General features: G+C 72.1%; 19 protein-coding genes. 12 read left to right on the forward strand and 7 right to left on the reverse strand.

The annotated features are described in order from the left end of the window. Positions 1 to 172: 172 nt before the first annotated feature. Both ACIQWR_RS02945 and ACIQWR_RS02950 read left to right on the forward strand, forming a co-directional pair. On the forward strand, positions 173 to 2956 hold the full coding sequence (locus ACIQWR_RS02945; protein ID WP_404004658.1) for a DNRLRE domain-containing protein: 2784 nt from the start codon (positions 173 to 175) through the stop codon (positions 2954 to 2956). A 97-nt stretch (positions 2957 to 3053) separates the two neighbouring features. Then, positions 3054 to 3728: a hypothetical protein gene (locus ACIQWR_RS02950; protein ID WP_404004660.1), complete on the forward strand. Its 675-nt coding sequence runs from the start codon at positions 3054 to 3056 to the stop codon at positions 3726 to 3728. 193 nt (positions 3729 to 3921) lie between these two features. On the opposite strand, the gene ACIQWR_RS02955 is transcribed toward ACIQWR_RS02950, so the two are convergent. Together ACIQWR_RS02955 and ACIQWR_RS02960 are read right to left on the reverse strand one after the other, a co-directional pair. Next, complete coding sequence (locus tag ACIQWR_RS02955) at positions 3922 to 5046, reverse strand: glycosyltransferase (RefSeq protein WP_404004662.1); 1125 nt, start codon at positions 5044 to 5046, stop codon at positions 3922 to 3924. Positions 5047 to 5056: 10 nt separating this feature from the next. Continuing rightward, positions 5057 to 5596, reverse strand: a complete 540-nt coding sequence (locus tag ACIQWR_RS02960) for a WcaF family extracellular polysaccharide biosynthesis acetyltransferase (RefSeq protein ID WP_404004665.1) — start codon at positions 5594 to 5596, stop codon at positions 5057 to 5059. A gap of 87 nt (positions 5597 to 5683) precedes the next feature. Here ACIQWR_RS02960 and ACIQWR_RS02965 point away from each other — a divergent pair, with 87 nt between their 5' ends. Next, positions 5684 to 7195: a hypothetical protein gene (locus ACIQWR_RS02965; RefSeq protein ID WP_404004668.1), complete on the forward strand. Its 1512-nt coding sequence runs from the start codon at positions 5684 to 5686 to the stop codon at positions 7193 to 7195. Between the two features lie 275 nt (positions 7196 to 7470). Here ACIQWR_RS02965 and ACIQWR_RS02970 read toward each other — a convergent pair whose 3' ends face one another. From ACIQWR_RS02970 to ACIQWR_RS02980, 3 genes are read right to left on the reverse strand one after another with little or no spacing between them, the layout of a single operon-like run. Beyond that, positions 7471 to 8757 carry a hypothetical protein gene (locus tag ACIQWR_RS02970; RefSeq protein ID WP_404004670.1) on the reverse strand — a complete coding sequence of 429 codons (1287 nt, stop codon included), beginning with the start codon at positions 8755 to 8757 and terminating at the stop codon, positions 7471 to 7473. After that, positions 8754 to 10511 (reverse strand): lipopolysaccharide biosynthesis protein, encoded by a 1758-nt coding sequence (locus ACIQWR_RS02975; protein ID WP_404004672.1) that lies wholly within the window; start codon positions 10509 to 10511, stop codon positions 8754 to 8756. The genes ACIQWR_RS02970 and ACIQWR_RS02975 overlap by 4 nt, the downstream gene beginning before the upstream one ends. Further along, a complete protein-coding gene (locus tag ACIQWR_RS02980) occupies positions 10508 to 11713 on the reverse strand; it encodes a glycosyltransferase family 4 protein (protein ID WP_404005031.1) in 1206 nt (401 codons plus the stop codon). The genes ACIQWR_RS02975 and ACIQWR_RS02980 overlap by 4 nt, the downstream gene beginning before the upstream one ends. Positions 11714 to 11885: 172 nt before the next feature. Here ACIQWR_RS02980 and ACIQWR_RS02985 point away from each other — a divergent pair, with 172 nt between their 5' ends. After that, positions 11886 to 12365 carry an adenylyltransferase/cytidyltransferase family protein gene (locus ACIQWR_RS02985; RefSeq protein WP_404004674.1) on the forward strand — a complete coding sequence of 160 codons (480 nt, stop codon included), beginning with the start codon at positions 11886 to 11888 and terminating at the stop codon, positions 12363 to 12365. Here the strand turns inward: ACIQWR_RS02985 and ACIQWR_RS02990 are convergent. Together ACIQWR_RS02990 and glgX are read right to left on the reverse strand one after the other, a co-directional pair. After that, the gene (locus ACIQWR_RS02990) at positions 12346 to 13068 is read right to left on the reverse strand and encodes a CDP-alcohol phosphatidyltransferase family protein (RefSeq protein WP_404004676.1); all 723 of its coding nucleotides are present in this window, start codon (positions 13066 to 13068) and stop codon (positions 12346 to 12348) included. The two genes, ACIQWR_RS02985 and ACIQWR_RS02990, sit on opposite strands and share 20 nt — an antisense overlap. A 132-nt stretch (positions 13069 to 13200) precedes the next feature. Beyond that, a complete protein-coding gene (gene glgX, locus ACIQWR_RS02995) occupies positions 13201 to 15519 on the reverse strand; it encodes a glycogen debranching protein GlgX (RefSeq protein WP_404004678.1) in 2319 nt (772 codons plus the stop codon). 155 nt (positions 15520 to 15674) lie between these two features. Between glgX and ACIQWR_RS03000 the strand changes: the two genes are divergently transcribed. The 8 genes from ACIQWR_RS03000 (at position 15675) to ACIQWR_RS03035 (ending at position 25515) form a co-directional block, all read left to right on the forward strand. After that, complete coding sequence (locus ACIQWR_RS03000) at positions 15675 to 16904, forward strand: Ig-like domain-containing protein (RefSeq protein ID WP_404004680.1); 1230 nt, start codon at positions 15675 to 15677, stop codon at positions 16902 to 16904. 156 nt (positions 16905 to 17060) lie between these two features. Further along, a complete protein-coding gene (locus ACIQWR_RS03005) occupies positions 17061 to 19247 on the forward strand; it encodes a choice-of-anchor A family protein (RefSeq protein ID WP_404004682.1) in 2187 nt (728 codons plus the stop codon). Positions 19248 to 19388: 141 nt separating this feature from the next. Further along, positions 19389 to 20117, forward strand: coding sequence for a L,D-transpeptidase family protein (locus ACIQWR_RS03010; protein ID WP_404004684.1), 729 nt, complete (start codon positions 19389 to 19391; stop codon positions 20115 to 20117). Positions 20118 to 20289: 172 nt separating this feature from the next. After that, positions 20290 to 21525, forward strand: a complete 1236-nt coding sequence (locus ACIQWR_RS03015; protein WP_399262887.1) for an Ig-like domain-containing protein — start codon at positions 20290 to 20292, stop codon at positions 21523 to 21525. A gap of 108 nt (positions 21526 to 21633) precedes the next feature. Next, complete coding sequence (locus tag ACIQWR_RS03020; protein WP_404004687.1) at positions 21634 to 22401, forward strand: enoyl-CoA hydratase/isomerase family protein; 768 nt, start codon at positions 21634 to 21636, stop codon at positions 22399 to 22401. A 251-nt stretch (positions 22402 to 22652) separates the two neighbouring features. After that, complete coding sequence (locus tag ACIQWR_RS03025) at positions 22653 to 23156, forward strand: ATP-binding protein (protein ID WP_399262891.1); 504 nt, start codon at positions 22653 to 22655, stop codon at positions 23154 to 23156. Between the two features lie 395 nt (positions 23157 to 23551). Further along, a complete protein-coding gene (locus tag ACIQWR_RS03030; protein WP_404004690.1) occupies positions 23552 to 24331 on the forward strand; it encodes a polysaccharide deacetylase family protein in 780 nt (259 codons plus the stop codon). Further along, a complete protein-coding gene (locus tag ACIQWR_RS03035; RefSeq protein ID WP_404004691.1) occupies positions 24328 to 25515 on the forward strand; it encodes a YncE family protein in 1188 nt (395 codons plus the stop codon). Before ACIQWR_RS03030 ends, ACIQWR_RS03035 begins: the two co-directional genes overlap by 4 nt. The last annotated feature ends 44 nt before the right edge of the window (positions 25516 to 25559 follow it).

Genomic DNA, 25559 nt, shown 5'->3' on the forward strand with positions numbered 1-25559 from the left:
CGCCGTATGTCCGCACCGCACCCTCCTTCCTGATCCCCGTTGATTCCAAGTTGGTATGCAATGGGTCAAGTGAGGTGACCAGGCCGTCCAGTGAGCCCTAGTCTGCGCCAGTACATATGGCTGTTCGGATAGTTTCAGCCAATTGAAACCGGGCTATTGCCCTGGGGGGCTCATGCGTAGATCCAGAGGGCTGACTGCTGCCCTCGCCCTGTCACTGGTCGGTGCCGGCGCCGGATTGGGTCTGGTGCTCATGCCCCAGGCCTCCGCCATCACACCGCCCGTGGCCTTCACCGCCGACGACCTGCCGACCTGGCAGCCGAACGGCGTCGTCTTCGCGATGGCGCAGACGAGCGGGACCGTCTTCGCCGGTGGCACCTTCTCGACGGTCCGTCCGCCGGACAACGCCGGCAGCGGTTCCGAGCAGGAAGCGGTCAACTTCGTCGCGCTCGACGCCGCGACGGGCAACCCGACCGCCTGCAAGCTCAGCTTCACCGTGGGCGACGGCACCGCCACCGTGCGCGCCCTCACCGTCTCCAAGGACGGCAAGACCCTGTACGCGGGCGGCTACTTCGGCGCCGTGAACGGCACCCCGGTCGCCAGCCTCGCCGCGATCGACATCGCCACCTGCGCGCCGAAGGCCTCGTTCCACCCCAGCTTCCCCGCCACCGTGCGCGCGCTCGCCGTCACCGACGACACCCTGTACGTGGGCGGCGACTTCAACACCGTCGAGGGCCAGACCCGCGGGCGGTTCGCCGCGGTCGACGCGACCTCCGGTGCCCTCAAGCCCTTCGTCGCCGACGCCGACGAGCCGGGCCGCGCCATCGCGGTCACCCCGGACGGCAAGAACGTCATCCTGGGCGGTGACTTCTTCGACATCAACGGCAAGAGCACGCACGCGCTGGCCGTGGTGAACGCGACCACCGGCGCCCTCACCAAGACGTACAGCAACATCCCGAGCAACTCCGTCGTCAAGACGATCGCCACCGACGACAACGGCGGCTTCTACACCGGCAACGAGGGCTCGGGCGGCGGCGTCTTCGACGGCCGCATCGGCCTCAACCTCAGCGACTTCAACGAGAAGTGGCGCGACCGCTGCCTCGGCGCCACCCAGTCCGTCCTGCCCTACGACGGAGTCCTCTACAGCTCCTCGCACGCGCACGACTGCTCGCTGGTGAACGAGTGGCCCGACGGGAAGCGCAACTTCCTGCTGGCCCAGCCCACGAACTACACCGGCGCCGCGCCCGCGCCCGAGGGCGGCTTCGTCGCCAGCCCGCGCAAGCTCGGCTGGCACCCCACCGCCAACGACGGCATCGGCGAGGGCATCGGCCCGCGCGTCATGGCCGTGGCGGAGAAGAGCGACGTCAAGTACCTCTGGGTCGGCGGTGAGTTCACCCTCATCAACGGCAACCCGCAGCAGGGCCTGACCCGTTTCGCCTCCACCGGTGACGTCGGCGCCCCGACCACCCCGGTCGCCAGCGCCGCGAGCGTCAAGCCCGGCGAGGCCCAGGTCCGCTGGCGCACCAGCTACGACCAGGACGACAGCAAGCTGACCTACCGCATCTACCGCAACGGCTCGGCGAACCCGATCGCCTCGGTGGTCGCGGACTCCGTCGAGTGGGAGCGCCCGCAGGCCTCCTGGGTCGACACCACGGTCAAGCCCGGCCAGTCCTACACCTACCGGGTGACCGCGAGCGACGCGGCGGGCAACACCAGCGCCCTGTCGGCGAACGTCTCCGTCACGGTCCCGACCTCGGTCCAGACCTACCCGAACCAGGTCCGCGCGGACGGCGCCAACCTGTACTGGCGCTTCGACGACACCGTCAGCCCGTACGTCGCCGACTCCTCCGTCGGCGGCAACACCAGCGGCATCCAGCTGAACGCCCCGGCCCTGCGCCAGAGCCCCGGCGCGGTCTCCGGCACCAGCACGGCCATGGGCTTCAACGGCACCAGCCAGCAGGTGTACAGCGACCACCGCCAGACGGTGGGCAGCTCGTACTCGATCGAGACGTGGTTCAAGACCAACACCACGCGCGGCGGCAAGCTGGTCGGCTTCGGCAACAACACCGACCGCGCCAGCTCGTCGAACGACAAGCAGATCTACATGACCAACACCGGTCGCCTGATGTTCGGCACGTACAACGGCTCGTCGCGCACCATCTCCACCGGTCTGTTCGACACGTACAACGACAACAAGTGGCACCACGTGGTCGCGACCCAGGGTCCCGGCGGCATGGCGCTCTACGTCGACGGCCAGAACAAGGGCACGCTGAACGTCACCAACTTCACGCCCTACACCGGCTACTGGCACGTCGGCGGCGACAACCTCGCCAACTGGCCGTCCCGCCCGACGAGCAACTTCTTCGCGGGCCAGATCGACGAGACGGCCGTCTACCCGAGCGTCCTCACCCAGACCCAGGTCAAGAACCACTTCGACCTGGCGAAGGCGCCGACCGACACCGTGTCCAAGGTCTCCGCGAACGAGGACACCTACATCAACCAGGGCGCCCCGAGCACCGCGTACGGCACCTCGTCGTCGCTCGCGGTGCGCGGCACCTCGGCCTACGAGACGTACCTGCGCTTCAACCTCCCGGCCGCTCCTGCCGGTCAGGTCCTGAAGGCCGCGTCGCTCCAGGTCAAGACCAGCACCCAGGCGAACGCCGGGACGACCGACACCATCAACGTCGTCCCGATCACCGGAACCTGGAACGGCACGGACACCACCTTCAACACCAAGCCCGCCCTGGGCGCCACCCCGCTCGGCTCCCTCGCCGGCGTCCCGGACGGCTCCGCCATCCAGAACGTCGAGCTGGACACCACCGCGGTCACCGCGGTGCTGGGCGGCAGCTACAGCATGGCCCTGACCAGCACGGGCACCGACCCGCTCTGGATCTGGTCCAGCGAGTCGACCGCCGCGGACGCCGTTCCGCAGCTCGTGCTCACCTTCGGCCCGAAGTAGCCCCGGCCGGATGACAAGGGGTACGGGGCCCGGCACACCGCCGGGCCCCGTACCCGTATCCACAGCCCGCACCACCCAGTACCACGGGAGCCCCCTGATGTACCGACGCTCCGCAGCGGCCGCGGTCCTGCTGGCCGCCGCCCTGACGCTGACCGCCTGCGGTTCGGACGCCAAGCCCGAGGCCGCGGGAACGGCCAAGCCGAAGCCCCCGGCCTCCTCCGGGGTCCCGGACCCGGCGGACGCGCAGTCCACGGCCACCGCGCCGCCCGCGGCGAAGCCGACCGGGCCGGTGCTGCCGGACGCGAAGCTCACCCCGGCGACGGGCAGCTTCACGGCCCAGGAGAAGAAGTACCTGAGCGGGCGCGTGCCGGCGAAGATGGACCCGGCCGCGGTGCTCCAGACCGGGCAGGAGGCGTGCCAGCGGGTGCAGCGCACCGCGAAGCACGACAAGGACGCGGCGGTCGGCTCCATCATCGCGGGGGAGATCCCCACGGCGAAGGACGCGATCCCGGCCCTGTGCCCCGACCAGCAGCCGGTGCTCACCGCCGCACAGAAGGGCTTCCCCGACGGCACGCGTACGGACCTGGCGGCGGGTTCGTACCGGGCGCTGACCCAGAGCACCACGTGCACCTGGCAGGCGAAGGGCAAGGACGGGTCCGTCCTGGCCTCCAGCCCGATGGCGCTCCCCGCGGGTGCCAAGATCCTTGCCGAGGTCCCGGCCGGCACCTCGGAATTCACCTCGACGGGCTGCTACGCCTGGATCCCCGCGTAGGGGCCTGTGTCTCCGGCGGGGCTGAATTCAGCCCGCCCGGCGTTTGAGGGCCCGCCGGAGGCGACATCGGCCCCGGGTGGCTCACGTGCCTCCGGCGGCGCCTCAAACGCCGGCGGGGCTGGGGGCGGGGCTCGAATTCAGCCCGCCCGGCGTTTGAGGGCAAGCCCAAGCCCCGCCGGAGCGCGCGGCCGGGTCAGCGGCGGGACAGGGCTCCGGTGTAGACGGACAGGACCGTGTCCAGGACGCCGTCCATCGAGAAGGACTCCACGGCCAACTTGCGCGCGGCCAGCGACGCGGCCCCGTTCACCCCCGGATCCAGCAGCTCCAGGACGGCCTCGGCCACCCCCTCCGGCCCCGGCTCCACGGCCCGCCCGGCCCCCGCCGCCACGACGTCCCGCGCCAGCCCGTTCGAGTGGGTCACCACCACCGGCACGCCCACGGACAGCGCCTCCAGCACCGACATCGGGAACGGCTCGTCCACCGACGGCAGCACGTACACGTGCGCCCGGCGCAGCTCCTCCAGCACCTGATCGCTGCTCAGCGCCCCGGGAATCGTCATGCTCCCGTCCAGCCGCATCGTCATCATCTGGTGGAACACGGCCCCGTACTCGCCCTCGTTCGGCCCCGCCACCACGTACCGCGCCTGCGGCACCCGCTGCGCGACCAGCGACATCGCGTTCACGAAGTCCACCGGACGCTTGCGCTCCTGGAGCCGCGCCGAGTAGAGGATCCGCGGCGGCCCCGACAGCGCGGGCCGGGCCTCCTGCGCCGGTACGCCGTTCACCAGCCGCACGGTGTTGTCCAGCCCGGCCCCGCCGACGACCGCGTCCAGGGCCTCCCGTTCGTGCGGGGTCAGGTACAGCACCGCGTCCGCCCCGCGCAGCAGCCGTCGTACCGCCACCGCGTCCAGGACCTTCGCCAGCAGCTTCCCGCTCGGGTCGACCATGCCGTGGGTCTGGAGCACCAGCGGCTTGCCGGCGCGCAGCGCGGCCAGCGCGATCGGCAGGGTCACCAGGTCCCGGGCCAGGTGCACGTGGACCACGTCCGCCCCCCGGACCAGCCGCCCGGCCGCGGCCAGCAGCGCGGGCGAGGTCATCCCGCTGAAGCCCAGCGGCAGCAACCGCTTCGCCGGGTACAGCGCGGCTGGTACGCCCTCGACGTCGGTGGGCCAGGGGTCCGGGAACCCCTCGCCGAGCGCCAGCAGCGAGGCCTCGTGCCCGCGCGCCCGCAGCCCCTTGGCGAGGTTGAGCGCGACCCGCACCGGCCCGCCGAAGGCGTGCGTGGGGGAGTGCAGGGTGACGGCGTGCAGAACTCTCACCGGCGGGGCCTCACTTCGGTTCGTCGACCGGGCGGCGCGTGCCGTCCGCGGTCTGCAGGGTCAGCTCCGGCAGGTCCTTGTGCACGACGGCCCCCGCGCCCGCCACGGCGCAGCGGCCCACGGTCACCCCGGCCAGCACGGTCGCCCGTACGGCCACCCACGCGCCGTCCTCGACGGTGATCGGGGCGTTGCGGTACCGGAAGTCGGCGGCCCGGTGGTCGTGCGAACCGGTGCACAGCATGGCCTCCTGCGAGACGCAGGCGTGCGCGCCGATCGTGATCGGCTCCAGGTTCAGCAGCCAGGCACCCTCGCCGATCCAGGTGTGGTCGCCGATCGTGAGCTTCCACGGCCACAGCACCCGCACCTTGTGCCGGATCAGCACGCCTTCGCCGATCCGCGCGCCGAAGGCGCGCAGCAGCGCGACCCGCAGCCGGGCCGGGCAGAACCACGCCGTGAACACCGTGTTCATCACGGCGAACCAGAGCGCCTGCGTCAGCAGGCCGCGCCCCTTGTCGTAACCGGCCAGTGTGAAGGCCGGGAGATTGCGCACCGAAGTACCCCCCACTCCATCCCCGTCGGGTCAGACTAGACTGCGCGCGGACCAGGCACGGGGGGCGGGGGCACAATGGCGACGGACATGCGCGGACCCGTGTCCGCACCCCCGAGGACGGCACCCGCCGCGCATCCGCAGGACGCGGACCGGCGCTGGGGGAAGGTCACCACCCCGCGCACGCTGCTCTCCCGCGCGCTGTCCGTCCCGCTCGCCCTCGGCTTCAGCGTCTTCCTGCCGCTGTTCGTGGCCTCGCAGTCGGGCGCGGGCGCCCGGGACGCCGCGTTCTGGCTCCAGTTGGCCCTCACCGTGTACGCCGGCGCCCGTCTCTCCGCCATGGTCCTCACCAGCCGCCGCAAGCTGCTCCAGGGCTCCTTCTGGCTCTTCGTCTACATGGCGATGGGCGTCGCCCCGCTCGCGCAGGCCGTCCTCGGCCAGGTCCCGACGCCCGTGGTCGGCCCGCGCTCCGACCTCACCGTGGCCATCGGCCTGGTGCTGCTCGGCTGCACCGCCTTCGACGTCGGGGTGCTGCTGGCCCGGCACCGGCCCGCGGGGCGCGCGGGCGGTTCGCAGCGCGAGCCGCGCCCCGTGATGACGCACCACCGGCGGCTCCAACTGTTGACCCTGCTGGCCTTCCTGGGCAGCGCGGCGCTGATCGTGAAGCTGGGCGGCCCGGCCGTGTTCTTCAGCAGCCGGCAGGAGATCATCGCGGGCATCCAGGAGGCGGGGGTCTCCACCGACGGGCAGGCGGGCCAGGCGTTCCTGCGCGGCTTCGGGACCGTGCCGGCGCTGCTCGCGCTGCTCTGCTACACCCGCTGGCTGGTGACCTCGGTGCACGCGCGCCGCAGGCCCTCCGTGATCGCGGTGTGGAGCGCGCTGGCGGTGCTCAACATCATCGTCAACAACCCGATCTCCAATCCGCGGTACTGGTTCCTGACGGTCATGTTCGCGCTGCTCTTCACGGTCTTCCCGGTCAGTGCGGCGATGTACCGGGCGGCGCTGTCGATGGCCGTGGTGGTCGCGCTCCTCGTCTTCCCCTTCGCGGACCGCTTCCGGTACGACGAGAAGAACTACAAGCCGGTCGAGACGACCTCGTTCCTGGAGCCGATGGCGCTCAAGGACTACGACCAGATCGGCATGTTCGCGAACACGATCACCTTCTCGAACTCCGGTCCCGGCCACTTCTACGGGCGCCAGCTGGCCGGGTCCATCTTCTTCGCGGTGCCGCGCTCGGTGTGGCCGGGCAAGCCGCGCGACACGGGGGTGATGGTCGGCCAGTGGATGGGCACGGTCAACACCAACCTGTCCTCGCCGATCTGGGCCGAGCTGTGGCTCGACTTCGGGCCGCTGGGGATGGGGGCCGGGTTGTTGGGCATGGGGTACGCCGCCGCCCGGGTCGACCGGCGGTACGCGAAGCGGGCCGTGCGGAGCACGCCGCCGGGGAGCCTGATCTCGATCGTCGTCCCGCTGGTCGCGGGCTACTCCTTCATCCTGCTGCGCGGTCCGCTCCTCCAGGCCTCCGGGCGCGTCGCGATCGCCGGCATGTGCCTGGCCCTGATCGCCACCTACCGCCAGGACCGCGCGACAACCCTCCGCTGACGCCCCTGCCCTCAACCGCCGGGCGGGCTGGGTCGGCCCGTTTCAGCCTCGCCGGCGTTTGAGGCGCCCCCGGAGGGCTCACGGTGTGCGCCCGGCGACGGTCCGGTAGTGGTCCGGTCTCCGCCGGTGGTGCCTCCGGCGGGCCCTCAAACGCCGGGCGGGCTGGAGGTGGCCGGGCTCAAACGCCGGGCAGGCTGGATTTGGCGGGCCTTCAATCGCCGGGCGGGCTGGATTTGGCCGGGCTCAAACGCCGGGCGGGCTGGATTTGGCCGGGCTCAGACGCCGGGCGGGCTGGAGGTGGCGGGGCCCTGAGGGACGCTCGGGCTGGAGGTGGCCGGTTCAGCCTCGCCGGCGATTGAGGCGTCCCCGGAGGGGAGGGGGGAGAGGCGGGAGACGCGGGTCCAGGCGGCCACGGCTTTGAGGGCCGAGCCGGCCGCCAGGCCCCAGGCGGCGCCCTGCGCCCCCCACAGGACGTAGCCCGCGAGCAGCAGCACCACGGACACCACCGAGAAGACCACCTGCACGGCGAGCGTCGCCTTGGGCGCGAGCACCCGCAGGGTCAGCAGGGCGCAGGTCCCCAGCCCCATCGCCGCGTACTGCGCCCCGGTCGCCGGGAGCAGCGCCGCCGCCGAACCCCAGGTGTCGCCGAGCAGTTGGCGCCCCAGCCGGTCGGGCAGCAGGTAGAGCGCGGCCGCCCAGCCGGCGCCCAGTACGGCCAGGACCAGGCCGAGCGCGGCCGTCGTACGGACCACCGCCCGCTTGCCCCCGCGCCGCCCCAGCATCGGTGGCCCGAAGGCGTTGGCGGAGTTGAACAGCACGTTGAGCGGCCCGAAGAGGGTCGTCGCACCGCGCAGCGCGCCCACCGCGAGCGGGGTCGCGAAGACACCGAGCCCGAGCACGGCGAGCTGGCTGGAGCCGTTGCCCACCGCGAACTCGACCACGAACCGCTGCCCGAGGTGCCCGCGGCGCAGGTACGGGCGCAGGTCGGCGCGCGCGCCCCGGACGTACGGACGCAGCAGGATCAGCCCGAGCGCGAGCGCGGGCAGCGCCGAGACCCCCCAGACGAGCACCAGCCGGCCGGGGGAGGCCCCCGACGGCTGGAGCAGCAGCGCGGCCACCACGCACACCAGGCGCAGCGCGTCCGCGGCCAGGGCCCGTTCGGGCGTGCGCAGGGCCGAGAAGCAGTACCGCAGCCCGTCCTGGACCAGGACCAGCGGCAACACCACCCCGAGCGCGAGGAACGCCCCGCCCGCCGGGTCGGGCAGCAGCAGGCCGACGAGGGCCAGCGCGGCCCCCACGAGCACCGAGGCGGAGCCGGTGAAGGCCACCGCCGAGCGGCAGACCACGGCCCGCCGCTCCCCGTGCTCCAGGACCACGCTCTGGCCGACGTACGCCATGTTCAGGCCGAGCAGCACGCTGAAGGTCACGTAGACCATCGAGAACGCGGCGAAGCCGGAGACCGAGGACAGCCGCGCGGCCAGCACCAGGACCAGGATGTTGGTGGCGCTGGACGCGGCCTGGTCCAGGACCGAGGCGAGGGCGGCGAGGCCGCGCCGGCTCATCTGCGTCCCGTGCGGACCGTGCGCAGGGCGACCGTGTCGCTGCCGTCGCCGGGGACCTGCTGGTCCGGCTCGGGCGGTTCGCCGGCGGCCGTGGGGTCGACCGCGGGGGTGGCCGCGGGGGCGGGGGCGACCGCGGGCGCGGCCGCCTTCTTCGTGCGCGACGCGGTCCGGCCGCGCTTCTCGCCCGGCAGCGGTCCGTGCAGGACCGCGCCCAGTACGGTGCCGCCCGCGCCGCTGATCAGTTCGCGGATCCGGGACAGGTCGGTGCGGTGCACGGCACGCGGGTCGCAGACCACCAGGACGCCGTCGACCCGGTCGACGAGGGCGAGCGCGTCGGCGTAGGAGAGGACGGGCGGGGCCAGCACGACCACGGTGGAGTTGGGGGAGTCGGCCTCGGAGATCAACCGGGTCGCGCGCGGGGTGGTGAGCGCGCGGGCGACGTTGCGCACCCGCTCGCCGGGGATCAGGTCGAAGGCGCCCGACTCGCCGGCGTCCACGACGAGCTGGCGCCCGTCGGGCCAGTCGGAGTCGCCCTGCCCGGGCTGGCCGCCCTGGGCCGGCCCACCCGGCGTCTGGCTCCAACGGGGCCGCCCGCCCGCGTCGGTGGGCAGCTGGCTGGCGAGCAGCGGTGTCCGCAGGTCCGCCTCGATGAGGAGCACGTCCTTGCCGGTCTCGGCGAAGGAGGCGGCGAGGTTCACGGCCACCGCGGCGGCCGTCTCGCTGCTGCCGCGCGGGGCGACCACGAGCAGGCGCCGGCGGTCGGCGAACCGGGAGTCGTAGGCGAGCCGGAAGGCCACCGACCGGTACTCCTCCGCGAGCCGCGGATCGGCCTCGCCGGCGGCGAGCAGCGGGCCGCCGCCCGTCTTGTCGCGGGGCAGGGTGCCGAGCACGGGCGCGCGCAGGGCGCGCGAGACGTCGCCGTCGGAGCGCGGGGAGGGGTCGAAGACCAGGCGGACCCAGGCGGCCAGCAGGCCGAGCGCGAGGCCGACGGCCGCGCCGAGCGCGAGCGACATGACGATGCCGGGGCCGTCGGGCTGCGTGGGCACGGTGGCCGCGCTGGTGACCCGGCCCGGGGTCATGTCGAGCGCGTCGAGCTTGGCGATGTTCCCGTTGAGCTGGCCCACCTTGCTCTGCAGGTCGGTCCGGGAGGAGTACGCGGCGTCGCGCGCGCTGCCGGCGGGCATCTGGGCGATCTGCTTGACCAGGTCGTCGAGCTGCTTGGCCACCGGGTCGCGCTGGTCCTTGTAGCTCTTGACCATGGCGTCGCGGGTGACGTCGAGGGCGTCGCGCCGCTTGAGCAGGTAGGCCTCGGTCATCGCGTTGGCGCGCTTGGCGGCCTGTGCGGGGGAGCCGGAGGTGTAGGTGAAGCGCAGCACCATGGTCTGCGGCGGGTTGGTGACCTGGAGTCCGGAGCGCAGCGCGGCGAGGCCCGAGTCGTTGATGCCGAGCTTCTTCGCGGCCTCGCCCGCGATGGAACTGCTGAGCGCGACCTGCCGTTCGGAGCCGATGTTGATCGCCTTGTCGGGGGCGATGCTCGGGTTGAACGGGTCGTCGGTGGGCGTGCGCAGCACCACGTCGGCGGTGGCGACGTAGGTGTCGGACGTCGATATGCCGAGGTACACACCGCCCAGCAGGCCGATCCCGATGCCCGCGCCGATGAGCCTGCGGTAGCGGGTCAGCTGGCGGAACTGGTCCCTGAGGAGGTCGGGTTCGTCCTCGACCGGGACCGCTGCCGGACGGTTCGTCTCGATCACGGCCGGGGACCCCCAAGTGCTTCGTCCATCAGTGCGTCGATGCGGGCGAGGCCCGCCGTACGGCTCAGGTGGGCCGCCACGTGGCGCGGACCGGCCGCGCCCAGCGCGTCCGCCCCGTGCGGATCCTCGGCCAGCGCGCGCACGGCCTCCAGCAGCGCGCCCGGGTCCTCCGGGGCGACGAGCACGCCGGCTCCCGAGCGCTCCACCTCCTGGGCGGTGCCGCCTTCCGCCGCCACCGAGGCGACGACGGGTCGGCCGGCGGCGAAGTAGGAGGTGAGCTTGGACGGCACGCTCATGTCGAGGACGGCCGCGTGCTGCGTCACCGTGAGCACGTCCGCCGCCGCGAGGATATCGGGGAACTCGCCGTCGGCGGCAGGGGGGATGATGTCCAGGTTCGGTACGTCCGCCGACAGGCCGGCCAGGGCGCCGCGCTGGCTGCCGTCGCCCATGAGGACGAAGCGGACGCGCGGGTCCAGGCGGGCCGCTCCGACGAGGACTTCGAGGCCCTGCTTGAGGCCCATGTTCCCGGAGTGCAGCACCACGGTCTGGCCGGGGGCCCAGCCCAGGTGGCGGCGGGTCTCGGCGCGCGGCTTGGTGGGCGCGGGCACGTGCGACCAGTTGGGGACCAGGCGGATCTTCTTCGGGTCCACGCCCATGCCCACGACCCGGTCCACGAAGGTCTCGTGGATGACGCCGACCAGGGTGGCCCGCTTGAGGGCGTACGCCTCGGCGCGGGCGGCGATCACGGCCGCCTTGTCGCCGCCGCTGATCCCGCTCTGCGCGGCGGCGGCGCCCATCAGGTCCTGGACGACGGGTACGAAGGGGACCTTCCAGCGCGCCGCGAGGCGGGCCGCGAGCACGCCGCCGGCCAGGCTGGGCATCTGGGCGAGGATCGCGTCCGGCTTCGGCATCCGCGGCGGGGCCACGGCGCCGTGCAGCAGAATCGATCCTTCAAAAAGGGCGCGCTTGACGGCGGTCTGGCGCGCGGGGACGGTGTGCGCACGCCGGTGCACGGTGACCCCGGAGCGCTCCTCGGTGCGCCGCAACGCCCCCTTGTACTCCGGTTCGAGGGACCAGGAGGGGTAGTGGGGCATGCCCGTGAAGACATGGGCGTCGTGGCCGGAATTCGCCCAATGTTCCGCTATTTGTGTGGCGTACGGGCCTATGCCCGCGTGCTCGGGAGCGTAATTGGTGGAAACCAGCAGCAGGCGCCGGTGACCGGATATGGACACTGAACGTTCCCTTCCCCCCACGTTGATGCGCTGCACACCCTAATCGTTCACCCGCACGGCGGAGGACGTGCACGCTATTGTCTGCTAATCCGCCGCGCCGGGGGGTGCGGCTCCTGGGGGGTAACAGATGACGGAGCTGGACATGTCCGGACTTGGCGCGCCCGCGCGCAGGCCGTATCGGGTCGGCTACGCGCCGGGCGCCTACGACCTGTTCCACATAGGGCACCTCAACATCCTGCGGCACGCCCGTAGTCAGTGCGACTACCTGGTCGCAGGAGTGGTCTCCGACGAGATGGCGGAACTGGCCAAGGGGCGCCGCCCGATGATCCCGCTCGTCGAGCGGCTGGAAATCGTCCGCAGCGTCAAGTACGTCGACGCCGCCTTCGTGGAGACGGTTCCGGACAAGGTCGAGACCTGGAAGCAGGTCCGTTTCGACGTCATCTTCAAGGGCGACGACTGGCGCGGCACGCCCAAGGGGCAGCGCCTGGAACAGGACTTCGCCACCGTCGGCGTCGACGTCGTCTACTTCCCCTACACCGTGCACACGTCCAGCACCCAGCTGCGCCGGGCCCTGGACGCGCTGGCCGCCCCGGCGGCCCCGCTCAGCGCCGAACTGCGCTGAGCTCGCGGAACCACTTCGCGAGGAACGCCAACAGGAACAGCGCGGCCACCGCGCCGAGACCCGTGTAGGCCCACCGGAACAGCTCCCCGCCGCCCAGCAGCAGGAACACCAGGCAGAACACGCCGTAGTCCACCGGCAGCAGCGCGATCGCGCGCAGGGTGGAGGGCGCGGCGGCGGGGCTCCCCGGAGCGGGCTTGGGCTTGAGCTTCTCGGTCAGCAGCCCGCCGAAGAAGGTCACCACCGCCGCGAACTGGAAGCCCAGCGGCACCAGGAGCCAGCCGTCCCCGGCGGTCCCGTAGGCCTCGGGGAAGCGGTAGAAGGCGATCAGCACGCAGGTGTGCAGCGCGGTGAGCTTCGCGCAGTCCACCACGTGGTCGAGCCACTCGCCCGCCGCGCTGCCGCCGCCGCGCAGCCGCGCGAGCTGCCCGTCGGCCGAGTCGAAGGCGAAGCCGACGGCCAGCGCCGCCCACACCACGATCCCCAGCGCCCACGAGGGCTCGCTCAGCGCCACCGCCGCGACGGCGGCGAAGCTGAAGGCGGCGCTGATCAACGTCACCTGGTTCGGGCTCAGTCCCGCCCCGTACGAGCCGGCGGCCAGGTACCGGCCGGCCGGCCGGTTCACGTAGCGCGAGTACAGGGACACCCCCTTCGCCGACTTCTGCGCCCCGCGCAACTCCCGCAGCGCGGTCCCCACACTCGCCATCCGCACACAGCCCCTTCGACCTCACGATGCCCCGACGCCCCCGTTGACACGCGCGCGCAGGGGCACGCGTGTACGACGGCACATCATCGCAGGGAGATCCGCGGCGCCCGCCTTCCCGACGGGAAAGACCCCTCAGGACACCACCCGCAGCAGCACCACCGACCGCGCCGGGACCGTCATCGCGCGACCGCCCCGGTGCCGCACCCCGGGAGCCGCCTCCTGGTCCTCCCGCGAGGTGTCCAGCACCACCTCGTACTCCGCGGCCCACGGCGCCCCCGGCAGCGTCCACGACACCGGCCGGTCCCCGGCGTGCAGCAGCGCCAGGAAGCTGTCGTCCGTCACCGGCCGGCCCCGCTCGTCGCGCCCGGGGATGTCCCGCCCGGACAGGTACAGGCCCAGCGCGGCCGTGGGCGCGTACCAGTCCCGCTCGGTCATCTCCGCGCCGTCCGGGGCGAACCACGCCAGGTCCCGCAGCCCGTCCGCGCCCTGGGCCCGCCCCGAGAAGAACGCCCGCCGCCGCAGCACGGGATGCTCCTGGCGCAGCCGCACCAGCCGGGCGGTCAGCGCGAACAGCTCCCGCCAGGCCGGGTCCTCCAGCAGCGACCAGTCCACCCAGCCCGTCTCGTTGTCCTGGCAGTACGCGTTGTTGTTGCCGCCCTGGGTCCGGCCGAACTCGTCGCCCGCCACCAGCATCGGCACCCCCGTCGACAACAGCAGGGTGGTCAGCAGGTTCCGCAGCTGGCGCCGGCGCAGCGCCGCGATCCGCGGGTCCGTGCCCTCGGGCGGCTCCCCCTCCACGCCGCCGTTCCACGACCGGTTGTCGTTGGTCCCGTCGCGGCCGCCCTCGCCGTTCGCCTCGTTGTGCTTGCGCTCGTAGGAGACCAGGTCGCGCAGGGTGAAGCCGTCGTGCGCGGTCACGAAGTTCACCGAGGCGTACGGGCGCCGCCCGCCCCACGCGTAGAGGTCGCTGGACCCCGACAAGCGGTAGCCCAGGTCCCGCACGTCGGGCAGCGCGCCCCGCCAGAAGTCGCGGACCGCGTCCCGGTACCGGTCGTTCCACTCGGTCCACAGCGGCGGGAACGCGCCCACCTGGTAGCCCCCCGATCCCACGTCCCACGGCTCCGCGATCAGCTTGACCCGCCGCAGCACCGGGTCCTGCGCGATCACCGCCAGGAACGGCGAGAGCATGTCCACGTCGTGCATGGAGCGGGCCAGCGCGGCCGCCAGGTCGAAGCGGAAGCCGTCCACCCCCATCTCCGTCACCCAGTACCGCAGCGAGTCGGTGATCAGACGCAGCACGTGCGGGCGCCCGGCGTGCAGGGTGTTGCCGCAGCCGGTGTAGTCGGCGTAGCGCCGCTGGTCGTTCTGCAGCCGGTAGTAGCCCCGGTTGTCGATCCCGCGCAGCGACAGGGTCGGCCCCAGCTCGCCCGCCTCCGCGGTGTGGTTGTAGACCACGTCGAGGATCACCTCGATCCCCGCCGCGTGCAGCGCCCGGACCATCCGCTTGAACTCGCCGACCTGCTGCCCGGTGGTGCCCGAGGCCGAGTAGCCGGCGTGCGGGGCGAAGTAGCCGACCGAGTTGTAGCCCCAGTAGTTGCGCAGCCCCCGGCGCAGCAGGTGGTCCTCGTGCGCGAACTGGTGCACCGGCAGCAGTTCCACCGCCGTCACCCCGAGCCGGGTCAGGTGCTCGATCGCCGCCGGATGGGCGAGGCCCGCGTAGGTGCCGCGCAGCTCCTCGGGGACGCCCGGGTGGCGCATGGTGAAGCCGCGCACGTGCAGCTCGTAGATGACGGAGTCCGCCCACGGCGTCTTGGGCCGCACGTCGTCCGCCCAGTCGTCGTCGTCGTGCACGACCACGCCCTTCGGCACGAAGGGCGCCGAGTCCCGGTCGTCGCGCACGGTGTCGGCGATGTACTGCTGCGGCCAGTCCCGTACGTGCCCGTACACCTCCGGGGGCAGCGTGAAGTCGCCGTCCACGGCGCGGGCGTACGGGTCCAGCAGCAGCTTCGCCGGGTTGTACCGGGCCCCCGTCCACGGGTCCCACCGGCCGTGCACCCGGAAGCCGTACCGTTGCCCCGGGCGTACGCCCGGCACGAATCCGTGCCAGATCTCGTGCGTGAGCTCCGTCAGCCCGCACCGGGTCTCGGCGCCGCCCTCGTCGAAGAGGCACAGCTCCACCGACTCCGCCCCCTGCGCCCAGAGCGCGAAGTTGGTGCCCACGATGCCGTCCGGGCCGGCCCGGAAGCGGGCCCCCAGGGGGTGCGAGGAGCCCGGCCACACGCTCGGTCCGGGGAGCGCGCCGGCCCGTACCGGATCCGCGACCACCCCGCTGACCGGGCCGCTGACCTGGCCGTTGCCGTACCCGGTGCCCCGGCCGCCCCGCCGGGCGTCGGTCCTGCCCGCGGCGTGCGGAACGGATTCCACCGCCTCGTCCTCGGCTGCGCTCGTCACTGCCCGCCTCCACGGCTCCTGGGTACCTGCGGGGGAGGGAAGGGGGCTCCGGCGTCCCGGCCGGGGCCCCTCCCCCTCTGGTCCTTCCCACTGTTCTGCCCGGAACCTGGGCCGCACTCACGTTTCCCCTGGACGGCACGGTCGTTGGACGCACCGTGAGACATGTGAAGAGGCGGGCACGGGCGGCAGTCGCCGCCATGGCGGCGTGGGCGGGCCTGATGGGCACACTGGCCGGATGCACCGAGGGCGGCGGGTCCCCGGTGGAGATCCAGCTCCCCGGGAAGGCCAGGTCGCCGCAGGAGGCCATCCGGGTCACCCCCGAGGACAACGCCAAGGGCGTACCGGCCGAGGGGCCGCTGACCGTGCACGTGCCCGAGGGCCGCCTGGAGCGGGTCGTGGTCACCAAGGTGGAGGACGCCACGGAGGAGCAGGTACCGGGATCGATCGACCCCGACGGGCTGAGCTGGCACCCCGACGCGGCGGCCGGACGGCTCGCGCTCGCCGCCAAGTACACGGTGGACGCCGTCGCGGTCGACGGCCACGACCGCCGCCAGGCCCGGCACACCAGCTTCACCACCTACGTCCCCGAGGAGCGGTTCATCGGCTACTTCAAGCCCGAGAACCGCTCCACCGTCGGCACCGGCATGATCGTCTCCTTCAACTTCAACCTGCCGATCAAGAACCGCGCCGAGGTCGAGCGGGCCATCACCATCACCTCCGAACCCGCCGCGGAGGTCACCGGCCACTGGTTCGGCAGCGAGCGGATCGACTTCCGGCCCAAGGAGTACTGGAAGCCCGGGACCGAGGTCACCGTGGACATGAAGCTCCGCGACGTCGAGGGGGCGCCCGGTTCGTACGGGGTGCAGAGCAAGACCGTCCGCTTCACCGTCGGGCGCCGACAGGTCTCCACCGTCGACGCGGCCGCCCACACGATGGAGGTCCGCCGCGACGGCCGGCTGCTCTCCACCATCCCGATCAGCGCCGGGGCGCCCAAGAACACCACCTACAACGGCAAGATGGTGGTCAGCGAGATGTTCGACGTGACCCGGATGAACGGCCAGACGGTGGGCTTCGGCGGCGAGTACGACATCCCCGACGTCCCGCACGCCATGCGGCTCACCGCCTCCGGCACCTTCCTGCACGGGAACTACTGGGCCAGCCCCGACACCTTCGGCGCCACGAACACCAGCCACGGCTGCATCGGCCTGCGCGACGACAAGGGCGGCGGCTCGGACACCCCGGCGGGCTGGTTCTTCGACCGGACGCTGGTCGGGGACGTGGTCGAGATCGTGAACTCCCAGGACAAGACCGTCGCGGCGGACAACGGCCTCGGCGGCTGGAACCTCTCCTGGCCGGACTGGGTCGCGGGCTCCGCACTCGGCTGAACCGCGACGACCGATCACGGTCCGATCGAGTGATTGTCGGACCGGAATGTCGTAGCGGGGAGTGTCGGTCCGCCCGGCTCGCCGCCGCCGCCGTCCAGCCTGTCAGCGCACACAGCGGAGACAGCGGTGACCGCGGCAGGCAACGGACGGAGCGTCATGTCAGCAAGGAAGTGGACCCTCGGGGTCGCGATCGGGGCCGTACTGGCCACCGGCGCGCCCACGGCCCTGGCGGCGGGCCCGGGCGGCCCCGGCGGCTCCGGCGGCTCCGCGGGCGAGCGCCCCGTGGCGGCGGCGCGCGCCCCGCTGCCCGGTGGGCTCGGTCCCTGCGTACCGGGGGACTGCCCCGACCCGTACCCGCAGATCGGGTTCGACGGCGTCCCCAAGGGCCGCGACAACGGCATCAACATCTTCGTCGGCGGCGACTTCCAGGTCCGCGAGCGCGCCGCCGAGGCCGAGGGCCGGGTCGTCGTGCTCGGCAGCTTCGACCAGGACAAGGTGGCCGGGGCCAGCGCCGCCTACAACATCGGCATCGTCGGCGCCGGCTCCCTCGTCCCGCCGCCCGTCGGCGCGGACTTCCTCACCACCGGCAGGAACGTGAACATCGCCGCCGGCGAGCGGCTGATCTCCGACGGCGGCGTGGTCCGGCACGCGGGCACCGCCCCCGGCGCCGGCACCGTCACCGGCCCGCTGGTCCGCGACCTGAACGCCGCGGCCCCCTACACCCCGCTGCGCGACCGGCTCACCGCCGCCAGCACCTGCTACGCGCACCCCGGTGGGCAGCGCCGCCCGGCCACCGGCACGGTCACCAACGAGTTCGGCACCGTCACCTTCACCGGCGACAACACCTCGCCGCTCCAGGTCTTCGACGTGGACGCCGACCTGGTCGGGCGCAACAACGGGCAGGTCACCATCGCCTTCGCCCGGATCCCGGCGCGCGCCACGGTCCTGGTCAACGTCTACGGCGCGACCCGGACCGTCAACATCTCCAACGGCACCATCAACGACACCGGCCCGGGCGCCGACCCGTGGAACGCCCTGCGCAGCCGGCTGCTGTGGAACTTCCCCGACGCCACCACGGTGCACCTGAACGGCACCGGCCAGTTCCAGGGCAGCGTGCTGGTCGGCCCGCAGGCCTCGGGCACCGAGGTCACCCTGCCCGGCATGAACGGCCGCTTCTTCACCACCGGCAACCTCACCCACACCAGCAGCCAGGGCGGGGGCGGCGGCCAGGAGCTGCACGCCTACCCCTTCAACGGCGACCTGCCGGACTGCGGCGCGCCCCCGGTGGTCAACGGCAGGACCTCCGTCGTCAAGCACGACGCGCAGGGCGCGGCCCTGGCCGGCGCGAAGTTCGAGCTGTGGCACGAGACCAACGGCAGGCCGGGCGCGCAGTTCACCGGCATGGACGCCGACGCCAAGGTCAAGGACTGCACGACCACGGCCACCGGACTGTGCGACTTCACCGGCCCGCTCGGCACGTACTACTGGCGCGAGACGGCCGCCCCGACCGGCTACCTGCTGCCCGCCAACCCGGTCCACACCGTGCGGCTGACCCCGGAGAACGCCCAGGAGGGCGTCCGCGTCGTCGCGGTCAACGAGAAGGAAGTCGTGCCGCCCGCCACCGCCAAGGTGGTCCTGTGGAAGACCGACAAGGACACCGGCGTACCGCTGCGCGGCGCGCGGTTCGAGCTGTGGAAGGAGACCAACGGCGCCCGCGGCCTCCAGACCACGGCTTCCGGCGGCACCGGCCCCGACACCAAGCTCCCCGGTGACTGCGTGACCGACGCGCAGGGCAGCTGCACCGTCGAGCTGCCGATCGGCGCCACGTACTACTGGCGCGAGACCGGGACCCCCACGGGATACGAGCCCCCCGCCAACCCGGTCAGGGAGTTCGCCCTGGACGAGGGGGACGTCAAGGACGGCATCATCCTCAACGTCCCGAACAAGAAGAAGCCCGAGGACCCCAAGGGCAGGATCAAGGTCCTGAAGGTGGACAAGAAGACCCAGCGGCCGCTGCGCGGCGCGGTGTTCGAGGTCTGGAAGGAGACCAACAACACCAAGGGCCTCCAGCGGCGCGGCATCAACGCCGACACGCTGGTCTCGCATGGCTGCGCCACCGACCGGGACGGTGTCTGTGAGTTCCCGAACCTCTCCGACGGCTACTACTACCTCGTCGAGACGGACGTCCCCGACGGGTACGTGCTCCCGAAGGACCGGGTGACCGGACCGCTGCACCTGGACCAGAGGACCCCGAACCACGTCCTGGTCCAGCGCCTCGCCAACGAGCGCGACCACCACGGCAAGGGCAAGGGCGGCCGCGAGCCGAACGGCCCGCGCGGCTGAACCGCCGCGGGGGCTGAAGGCCTCCCGGGTGCGCCGGTGGGGTGACCTCGTCACCGCATCGGCGCACCTGCGCGCGCCGGGAGCGCCGGGGCCGGTTTAGCTGGCAGCGGCGGCCCGGCCGGCGGGCGCGAGGAGGCGGGCATGGCGACTGGCGCGATACGCGGAGCGGCAGCACTGGCCGTCGTACTGGCCCTGGGCGGCCCGACCCCGCCCCCGGGAGCGCAGCGCCCCCCGGACCCGGCGGCGGCCACAGTGCCCGGGCCCGCGCCGGAGGCCGACTGCACCTCAAGCACCGGCCCCTACCAGCGCGAGCTGGAGGCGTACCTGAAGCGTCCGGTCGACGGGATCCAGAGCCCGGCGGACTGCGCCGCCGTGCGGACCTTCCAGCGGGCCCAGGGACTGCGGCCCGCCGACGGGTACGCGGACCTCGGGACCTACCGCACGATGGTCGCCGTACAGGCGCGCCCCGACCCCAACGCGCAGGGGCTCTGCCCGGTCCGCCCGCACCGGGTCACCTGCGTGGACATGGACCGCCAGCTCCTGTGGGTGCAGCGCGACGCCAAGGTGGTCTTCGCCCCGGTCCCCATCCGGACCGGCCGCGACACCCAGGAGACCCGACCCGGCTGGCACGAGGTGTACTGGCGGGACGAGGACCACTACTCCTCCCTCTACGACAACTCGCCCATGCCGTACTCGCAGTTCTTCGACGAGGGCCAGGCCGTCCACGGCCACCGCGGGGACCTCTACGACTACGGCGGATCGGCCGGGTGCGTGAACCTCACCGTTCCCGACGCGGCCCGGCTGTGGGACCTGCTGACCGAGGGGGACGCCGTCTACGTCTGGGGCACCAAGCCCGGCACGGACGACTGAGCGGCCCACCCGCCCACCGCGCCCACCCGTCGCACCCGTCCGTTCCCCGCCTGTTCACAGGCTCTTGGGACGGAACGGTGACACACCCGTTTCCGTTCGTGATCCCCCCGTGTGATTCCATTTCGCCATGCGCGCGACTGCCCGCGCGCGGGGGACATGGGGGAGAACAAGAGTGAACCTGCAGCCGATCCGCGGCCGCTTCCGCACGGGGCTGCCGGCCCTGCTGCTCGGAGCGGCCCTGCTGCTCACCACCGGGTGCAGCGGCGGGTCGCCCGACGCCAAGGTGGGTGGCGGGGACAACGGCAAGGGCGGAGCCGTCGCGAACGGCAAGAGCGGTACCGAAGCCTCCCAGGCGACGGTCACCATCAAGCCGGACGACGGCGCCAAGGAGGTCGCGACGAGCGGCATCCTGAAGATATCCAGCACCGGCGGCAAGCTCACCACGGTGACGGTCGCCGATACGAAGGGCAACGCGGTCGAGGGCAAGCTGGGCGGCGACGGCGCCAGCTGGGAGCCCGCCCGCAACCTCGCCTCCGCCACCGAGTACAAGGTGCACGCGGTCGCCAAGGACGGCTCCGGACGCGAGTCCGCGAAGGACATCACCTTCACCACGCTCACCCCGACGAACACCTTCGTCGGCCACTACGTGCCCGAGGACGGCGACACCGTCGGCGTGGGCATGCCGGTGTCGATCAACTTCAGCCGCGGGATCACCAACCCGCAGGCCGTGGAGAAGGCGATCACCGTGACCGCCGAGCCCGCGGTCCCGGTCGAGGGCCACTGGTTCGGGAACGACCGGCTCGACTTCCGTCCCGAGAAGTACTGGGCGGCGGGCACCAAGGTCACCGTCAAGATCGCCCTGGACGGCGTCGAGGGCCGCCCCGGCGTCTACGGCAAGCAGACCCGCACCGTGACCTTCAAGGTCGGCCGCTCCCAGGTGAGCACCGTGGACGCGGCCGCCCACACGATGCAGGTGGTCCGTGACAACGCCGTCCTCAAGGACGTCCCGATCACCGCGGGCGCCGCGGCCAACACCACGTACAACGGGCAGATGGTCATCAGCGAGAAGTACAAGGTGACGCGGATGAACGGCGCCACCGTCGGCTTCGGCGGCGAGTACGACATATCCGACGTCCCGCACGCGATGCGGCTGTCGAACTCCGGCACCTTCGTGCACGGCAACTACTGGGCCTCCTCCGACACCTTCGGTTCGGAGAACGTCAGTCACGGCTGCGTGGGCCTGCGCGACGCCCGCGGCGCCGGTGACGACGACATGCCCGGCGCCTGGTTCTTCAACGAGTCGCTGATCGGCGACGTGGTGGTCGTGAAGAACTCCAAGGACAAGGAGATCGCCCCGGACAACGGCCTCAACGGCTGGAACATGCCCTGGGCGGAGTGGATCAAGTAGCTCTCACGTAGCTCACGAGCGGCTCCGCCGCGCGGGAGTCCGGGTGGCCCGGTGCTGTGACCCACAGCACCGGGCCACTCCCGGTTAACCCCCGCTAACCTTCCCCGTATGACCATCACCCTCGAAGTCTCGGCAGGCGTCGGCACCATCCGCATGGACCGTCCGCCCATGAACGCCCTGGACATCGCCACCCAGGACCGCCTGCGCGAGCTGGCGGTGGAGGCGACGGACCGGTCCGACGTCCGCGCGGTGATCCTCTACGGCGGCGAGAAGGTCTTCGCGGCGGGCGCCGACATCAAGGAGATGCAGCGGATGGACCACGCGGGCATGATCGCCCGCTCCCGCCCCCTGCAGGACGCCTTCACCGCCGTCGCGCGGATCCCCAAGCCCGTGGTCGCGGCCGTCACCGGCTACGCGTTGGGCGGCGGCTGCGAGCTGGCCCTCTGCGCGGACTACCGGATCGCCGCCGCCGACGCCAAGCTCGGCCAGCCCGAGATCCTGCTCGGCCTGATCCCCGGCGCGGGCGGCACCCAGCGGCTGTCCCGGCTGATCGGCCCCTCCAAGGCCAAGGACCTGATCTTCACCGGCCGCATGGTCAAGGCCGAAGAGGCCCTGGCCCTGGGCCTGGTGGACCGCGTGGTGCCCGCGGCCGAGGTGTACGAGCAGGCGCACGCCTGGGCCGCGAAGCTCGCCCAGGGCCCGGCGCTCGCCCTGCGCGCCGCCAAGGAGTGCGTGGACGCGGGTCTTGAGGCGGACATCGACACCGGGCTGGCGATCGAACGCAACTGGTTCGCGGGCCTGTTCGCGACCGAGGACCGCGAGCGCGGCATGCGCAGCTTCGTCGAAGAAGGCCCGGGCAAGGCCAAGTTCCTCTGAGCGCACGGGCGTCGTCCGCAGGGTCCTCCCTGCGGGTGGATTAGCCAGGGCTTAAGGGAACCTTAAGGAATCGTGGAGATCCACTGTGGGTGATGATCTCGCAGCGGTGAGTCATCGCAGGTGAGGGGGGTGTAATGGCCCTCTGATTGCCTTCGGCATATGACAGGACGCCCCCCGGAATGAAGCATTCCGAGGGGGCGTTTTCGCGCGGAACCGCTCCGAGGGGCTGCTTCGCCCTTCATGATGGGTGCATGGCGGGCCTGGAGGGTGTGGAACAGCCGCGGCAGCGCAGCAGCGCTTCCGCCGTGCGACCGACGGCGGCTCTGGAGGACGAACAGGGCCTGAAAGCAGTGGAGTTGTACGGCAGTCCGGCCGACGGCGAGGTGACCCTGCCCTCGCTCCCCGAGTCCGCGGCGATCGCCCGCCGCCTCACCCAGTGCGTGGCGGCCCGGTTGTGGGGGCTGTCCCCGCAGACCGCCGAGCACGCCGTCCTGCTCGTCTCCGAACTGGTCGGCAACGCGGTCCGGCACACCGGGGCCCGTTCCTTCGGGCTGCGGATGCTGCGCCGCCGCGGCTGGATCCGGATCGAGGTGCGCGATCCCTCGCGCGGCCTGCCCTGCCTGATGCCGGTCCATGAGATGGACACCACCGGTCGCGGCCTGTTCCTGGTCGACAAGCTCTCGGACCGCTGGGGCGCCGACCTCTTACCCCGGGGCAAGACCACCTGGTTCGAGATGCGCGTGTCCGACCGCTGAGCCGCCCCGCCGCCCCGTCCCCGCAACGCAGAAGCCCCCTGTCGCCGTAGTGCGGCGCTTCGGGGGCTTCATGAGTGAGCCGAGGATCGAAGGGGGTGTGATCCTCGGCCGGCGACTTCGCTCGGGTCAATGGGGAAGCCGTGGTTCCGACTATGGCAGATGAGGGCCCAAATGCCAAAAGTCCCAAGTCGGGCATAAGTGTGCATATCCTAAGACTTTCCACCTAAATCCTAGGTGAGGTGGGCCACTCACCTCGCAATCAGTGAATAAATATTGACTGCTCTGCGTAAATCGTTGATCACATAGTGGACAGCCTGTCGGCCGGGCTGCCTGTACCAACGGCCCGAATTGGGTCAATCATTACCTTCAGGGCCAACCACCCCTTAAATGGGCAGGTGCTCTGCTACCCAGACCGTCGTACGGCCCTGCGCGCCGGAGCGGCGGTCGCCGCCGGGGCCCTCACCGCCGCCTGCGGGACGGGCCGCTCCGCCGCCCCGCCCGCGGCCCCGCCCCCCGCCACCCGACGGGCCGCCGCGCCCGCTCGGGCCCCCGCCCCCCGCCGCTTCGCCGGCCAGCCCGTCGAGATCGGCCACGGAGCCCGGGACAGCCCCAAGGTGGCGCTCACCTTCCACGGGAACGGGGAGCCCGCCATCGCCCGCGCGGTCCTCGCCGAGGCCGAGAGGGCCGGGGCGCGGGTGACCGTACTCGCCATCGGCAGCTGGCTCGACACCCACCCGGAGATGGCGCGCCGGATCCTGGACGGAGGTCACGAACTCGGCAACCACACCCAGCGCCACCTCGCGATCAACACCCTGCCCGAGGCGGAGGCCTACGCCGAGATCACCGGCTGCGCCGACCGCCTCAAGCGGCTCACCGGGTCCATCGGCACCTGGTTCCGCCCCTCCCAGACCCAGTACGCCAGCCCGCTGGTGCGCACCCTCGCCGGGCGGGCGGGCTACCCGCACGTCCTCTCCTACGACGTGGACTCCCTCGATTTCACCTCACCCGGCGCCGCGGCCGTCATCCGCAACGTCACCGGGCCGATCCTCGGCGGATCGGTGGTGAGCCTGCACTTCGGCTACGCGGACACGGTCGACGCGCTGCCACCCCTCCTCGAAGACCTCGCGCGCCGCAAACTGCGCGCGGTGACCACCACGGAGCTGCTGACCTCATGACGACCCACCGCCTTCCCCGGAAGGCCACCGTGCTGCTCGCCGGACTGGTCCTCGCCGCCCTCGCCGGCTGCGGAGCGGCCGACAAGGGCACGCCCGAGGCGCTCGGCTCCGGCGGGCCCGCCAAGCCCGTGAAGGCCGTTCCGGCCGCGCCGCCGGGGCTGGCCGGAATGCCGCCCCTGCTCGCACCCGACGACGTGTACGCGGCCGACCGGCCGAACAAGCTCTCGCCCGTGGTCAAGAACTTCCCGTCCCGGGTCTACGTGCCGAACACCAGCTCCAACACGGTGTCCGTCATCGACCCGGCGACGTACAAGGTGATCGAGACCATCCCGGTCGGCGTCCAGCCGCAGCACGTCGTGCCCTCCTGGGACATGAAGACCCTGTGGGTGAACAACAACCGGGGCCACACGCTCACCCCGATCGACCCCGCCACCGGCGAGGCGGGCAAGCCCGTCGAGGTGCACGACCCCTACAACCTGTACTTCACGCCGAACGGCAAGTACGCCATCGTCATGGCCTCCATGGACAAGGAGCTGGTCTTCCGCGACCCGCACACCATGGATCGCGTGAAAACCGTCCCGGTGACCTGTTTCGGCGTCAATCACGCCGACTTCTCCGCGGACGGCCGGTACTTCATCGTCTCCTGCGAGTTCTCCGGTGAACTCCTCAAGGTCGACACCGAGAAGATGGAGGTCGTCGGGCAGCAGAAACTGCCTTTCGAGGGAGCGATGCCGCAGGACGTCAAGGTCTCCCCGGACGGAAAGACCTTCTACGTCGCGGACATGATGGCGCACGGCATGTGGGTGCTCAGCGGCGATGCCTTCGACACCCCCAAGCTGCTGCCCACCGGAAAGGGCTGCCACGGTCTGTACGTGAGCCGTGACTCCCGGGAGATGTACGTCTCCAACCGCGGCGAAGGCAGCATCTCCGTCTTCGACTTCAAGCAGAACCGGCTGACCAAGAAGTGGGACCTGCCCGACGGCGGCAGCCCCGACATGGGCGGCGTCTCGGCCGACGGCAAGGTGCTGTGGCTCTCGGGCCGCTACAACTCCGAGGTCTACGCGATCGACACGAAGAGCGGCGAGCAGCTCGCCCGCATCCCCGTGGGCAGCGGCCCGCACGGCCTCGCCGTCTACCCGCAGCCCGGCCGCTACTCGCTCGGCCACACCGGCATCTTCCGCTGACGCGCCCGCACGTGACGGTGCCCCGGAGGTCCGCCGACCTCCGG

Origin of the sequence: Streptomyces sp. NPDC098789 (assembly GCF_044759975.1) — a bacterium.
Classification (GTDB): Bacteria; Actinomycetota; Actinomycetes; order Streptomycetales; family Streptomycetaceae; genus Streptomyces.

Excerpts from the sequence above, each read along its gene's own strand:
- ACIQWR_RS02945 (WP_404004658.1), top strand. The coding sequence starts at position 173 with ATGCGTAGATCCAGAGGGCTGACTGCTGCCCTCGCCCTGTCACTGGTC.
- ACIQWR_RS02950 (WP_404004660.1), top strand. The coding sequence starts at position 3,054 with ATGTACCGACGCTCCGCAGCGGCCGCGGTCCTGCTGGCCGCCGCCCTG.
- ACIQWR_RS02965 (WP_404004668.1), top strand. The coding sequence starts at position 5,684 with ATGCGCGGACCCGTGTCCGCACCCCCGAGGACGGCACCCGCCGCGCAT.
- ACIQWR_RS02970 (WP_404004670.1), bottom strand. The coding sequence starts at position 8,757 with ATGAGCCGGCGCGGCCTCGCCGCCCTCGCCTCGGTCCTGGACCAGGCC.
- ACIQWR_RS02985 (WP_404004674.1), top strand. The coding sequence starts at position 11,886 with ATGTCCGGACTTGGCGCGCCCGCGCGCAGGCCGTATCGGGTCGGCTAC.
- ACIQWR_RS02990 (WP_404004676.1), bottom strand. The coding sequence starts at position 13,068 with ATGGCGAGTGTGGGGACCGCGCTGCGGGAGTTGCGCGGGGCGCAGAAG.
- ACIQWR_RS03005 (WP_404004682.1), top strand. The coding sequence starts at position 17,061 with ATGTCAGCAAGGAAGTGGACCCTCGGGGTCGCGATCGGGGCCGTACTG.
- ACIQWR_RS03010 (WP_404004684.1), top strand. The coding sequence starts at position 19,389 with ATGGCGACTGGCGCGATACGCGGAGCGGCAGCACTGGCCGTCGTACTG.
- ACIQWR_RS03020 (WP_404004687.1), top strand. The coding sequence starts at position 21,634 with ATGACCATCACCCTCGAAGTCTCGGCAGGCGTCGGCACCATCCGCATG.
- ACIQWR_RS03025 (WP_399262891.1), top strand. The coding sequence starts at position 22,653 with ATGGCGGGCCTGGAGGGTGTGGAACAGCCGCGGCAGCGCAGCAGCGCT.
- ACIQWR_RS03035 (WP_404004691.1), top strand. The coding sequence starts at position 24,328 with ATGACGACCCACCGCCTTCCCCGGAAGGCCACCGTGCTGCTCGCCGGA.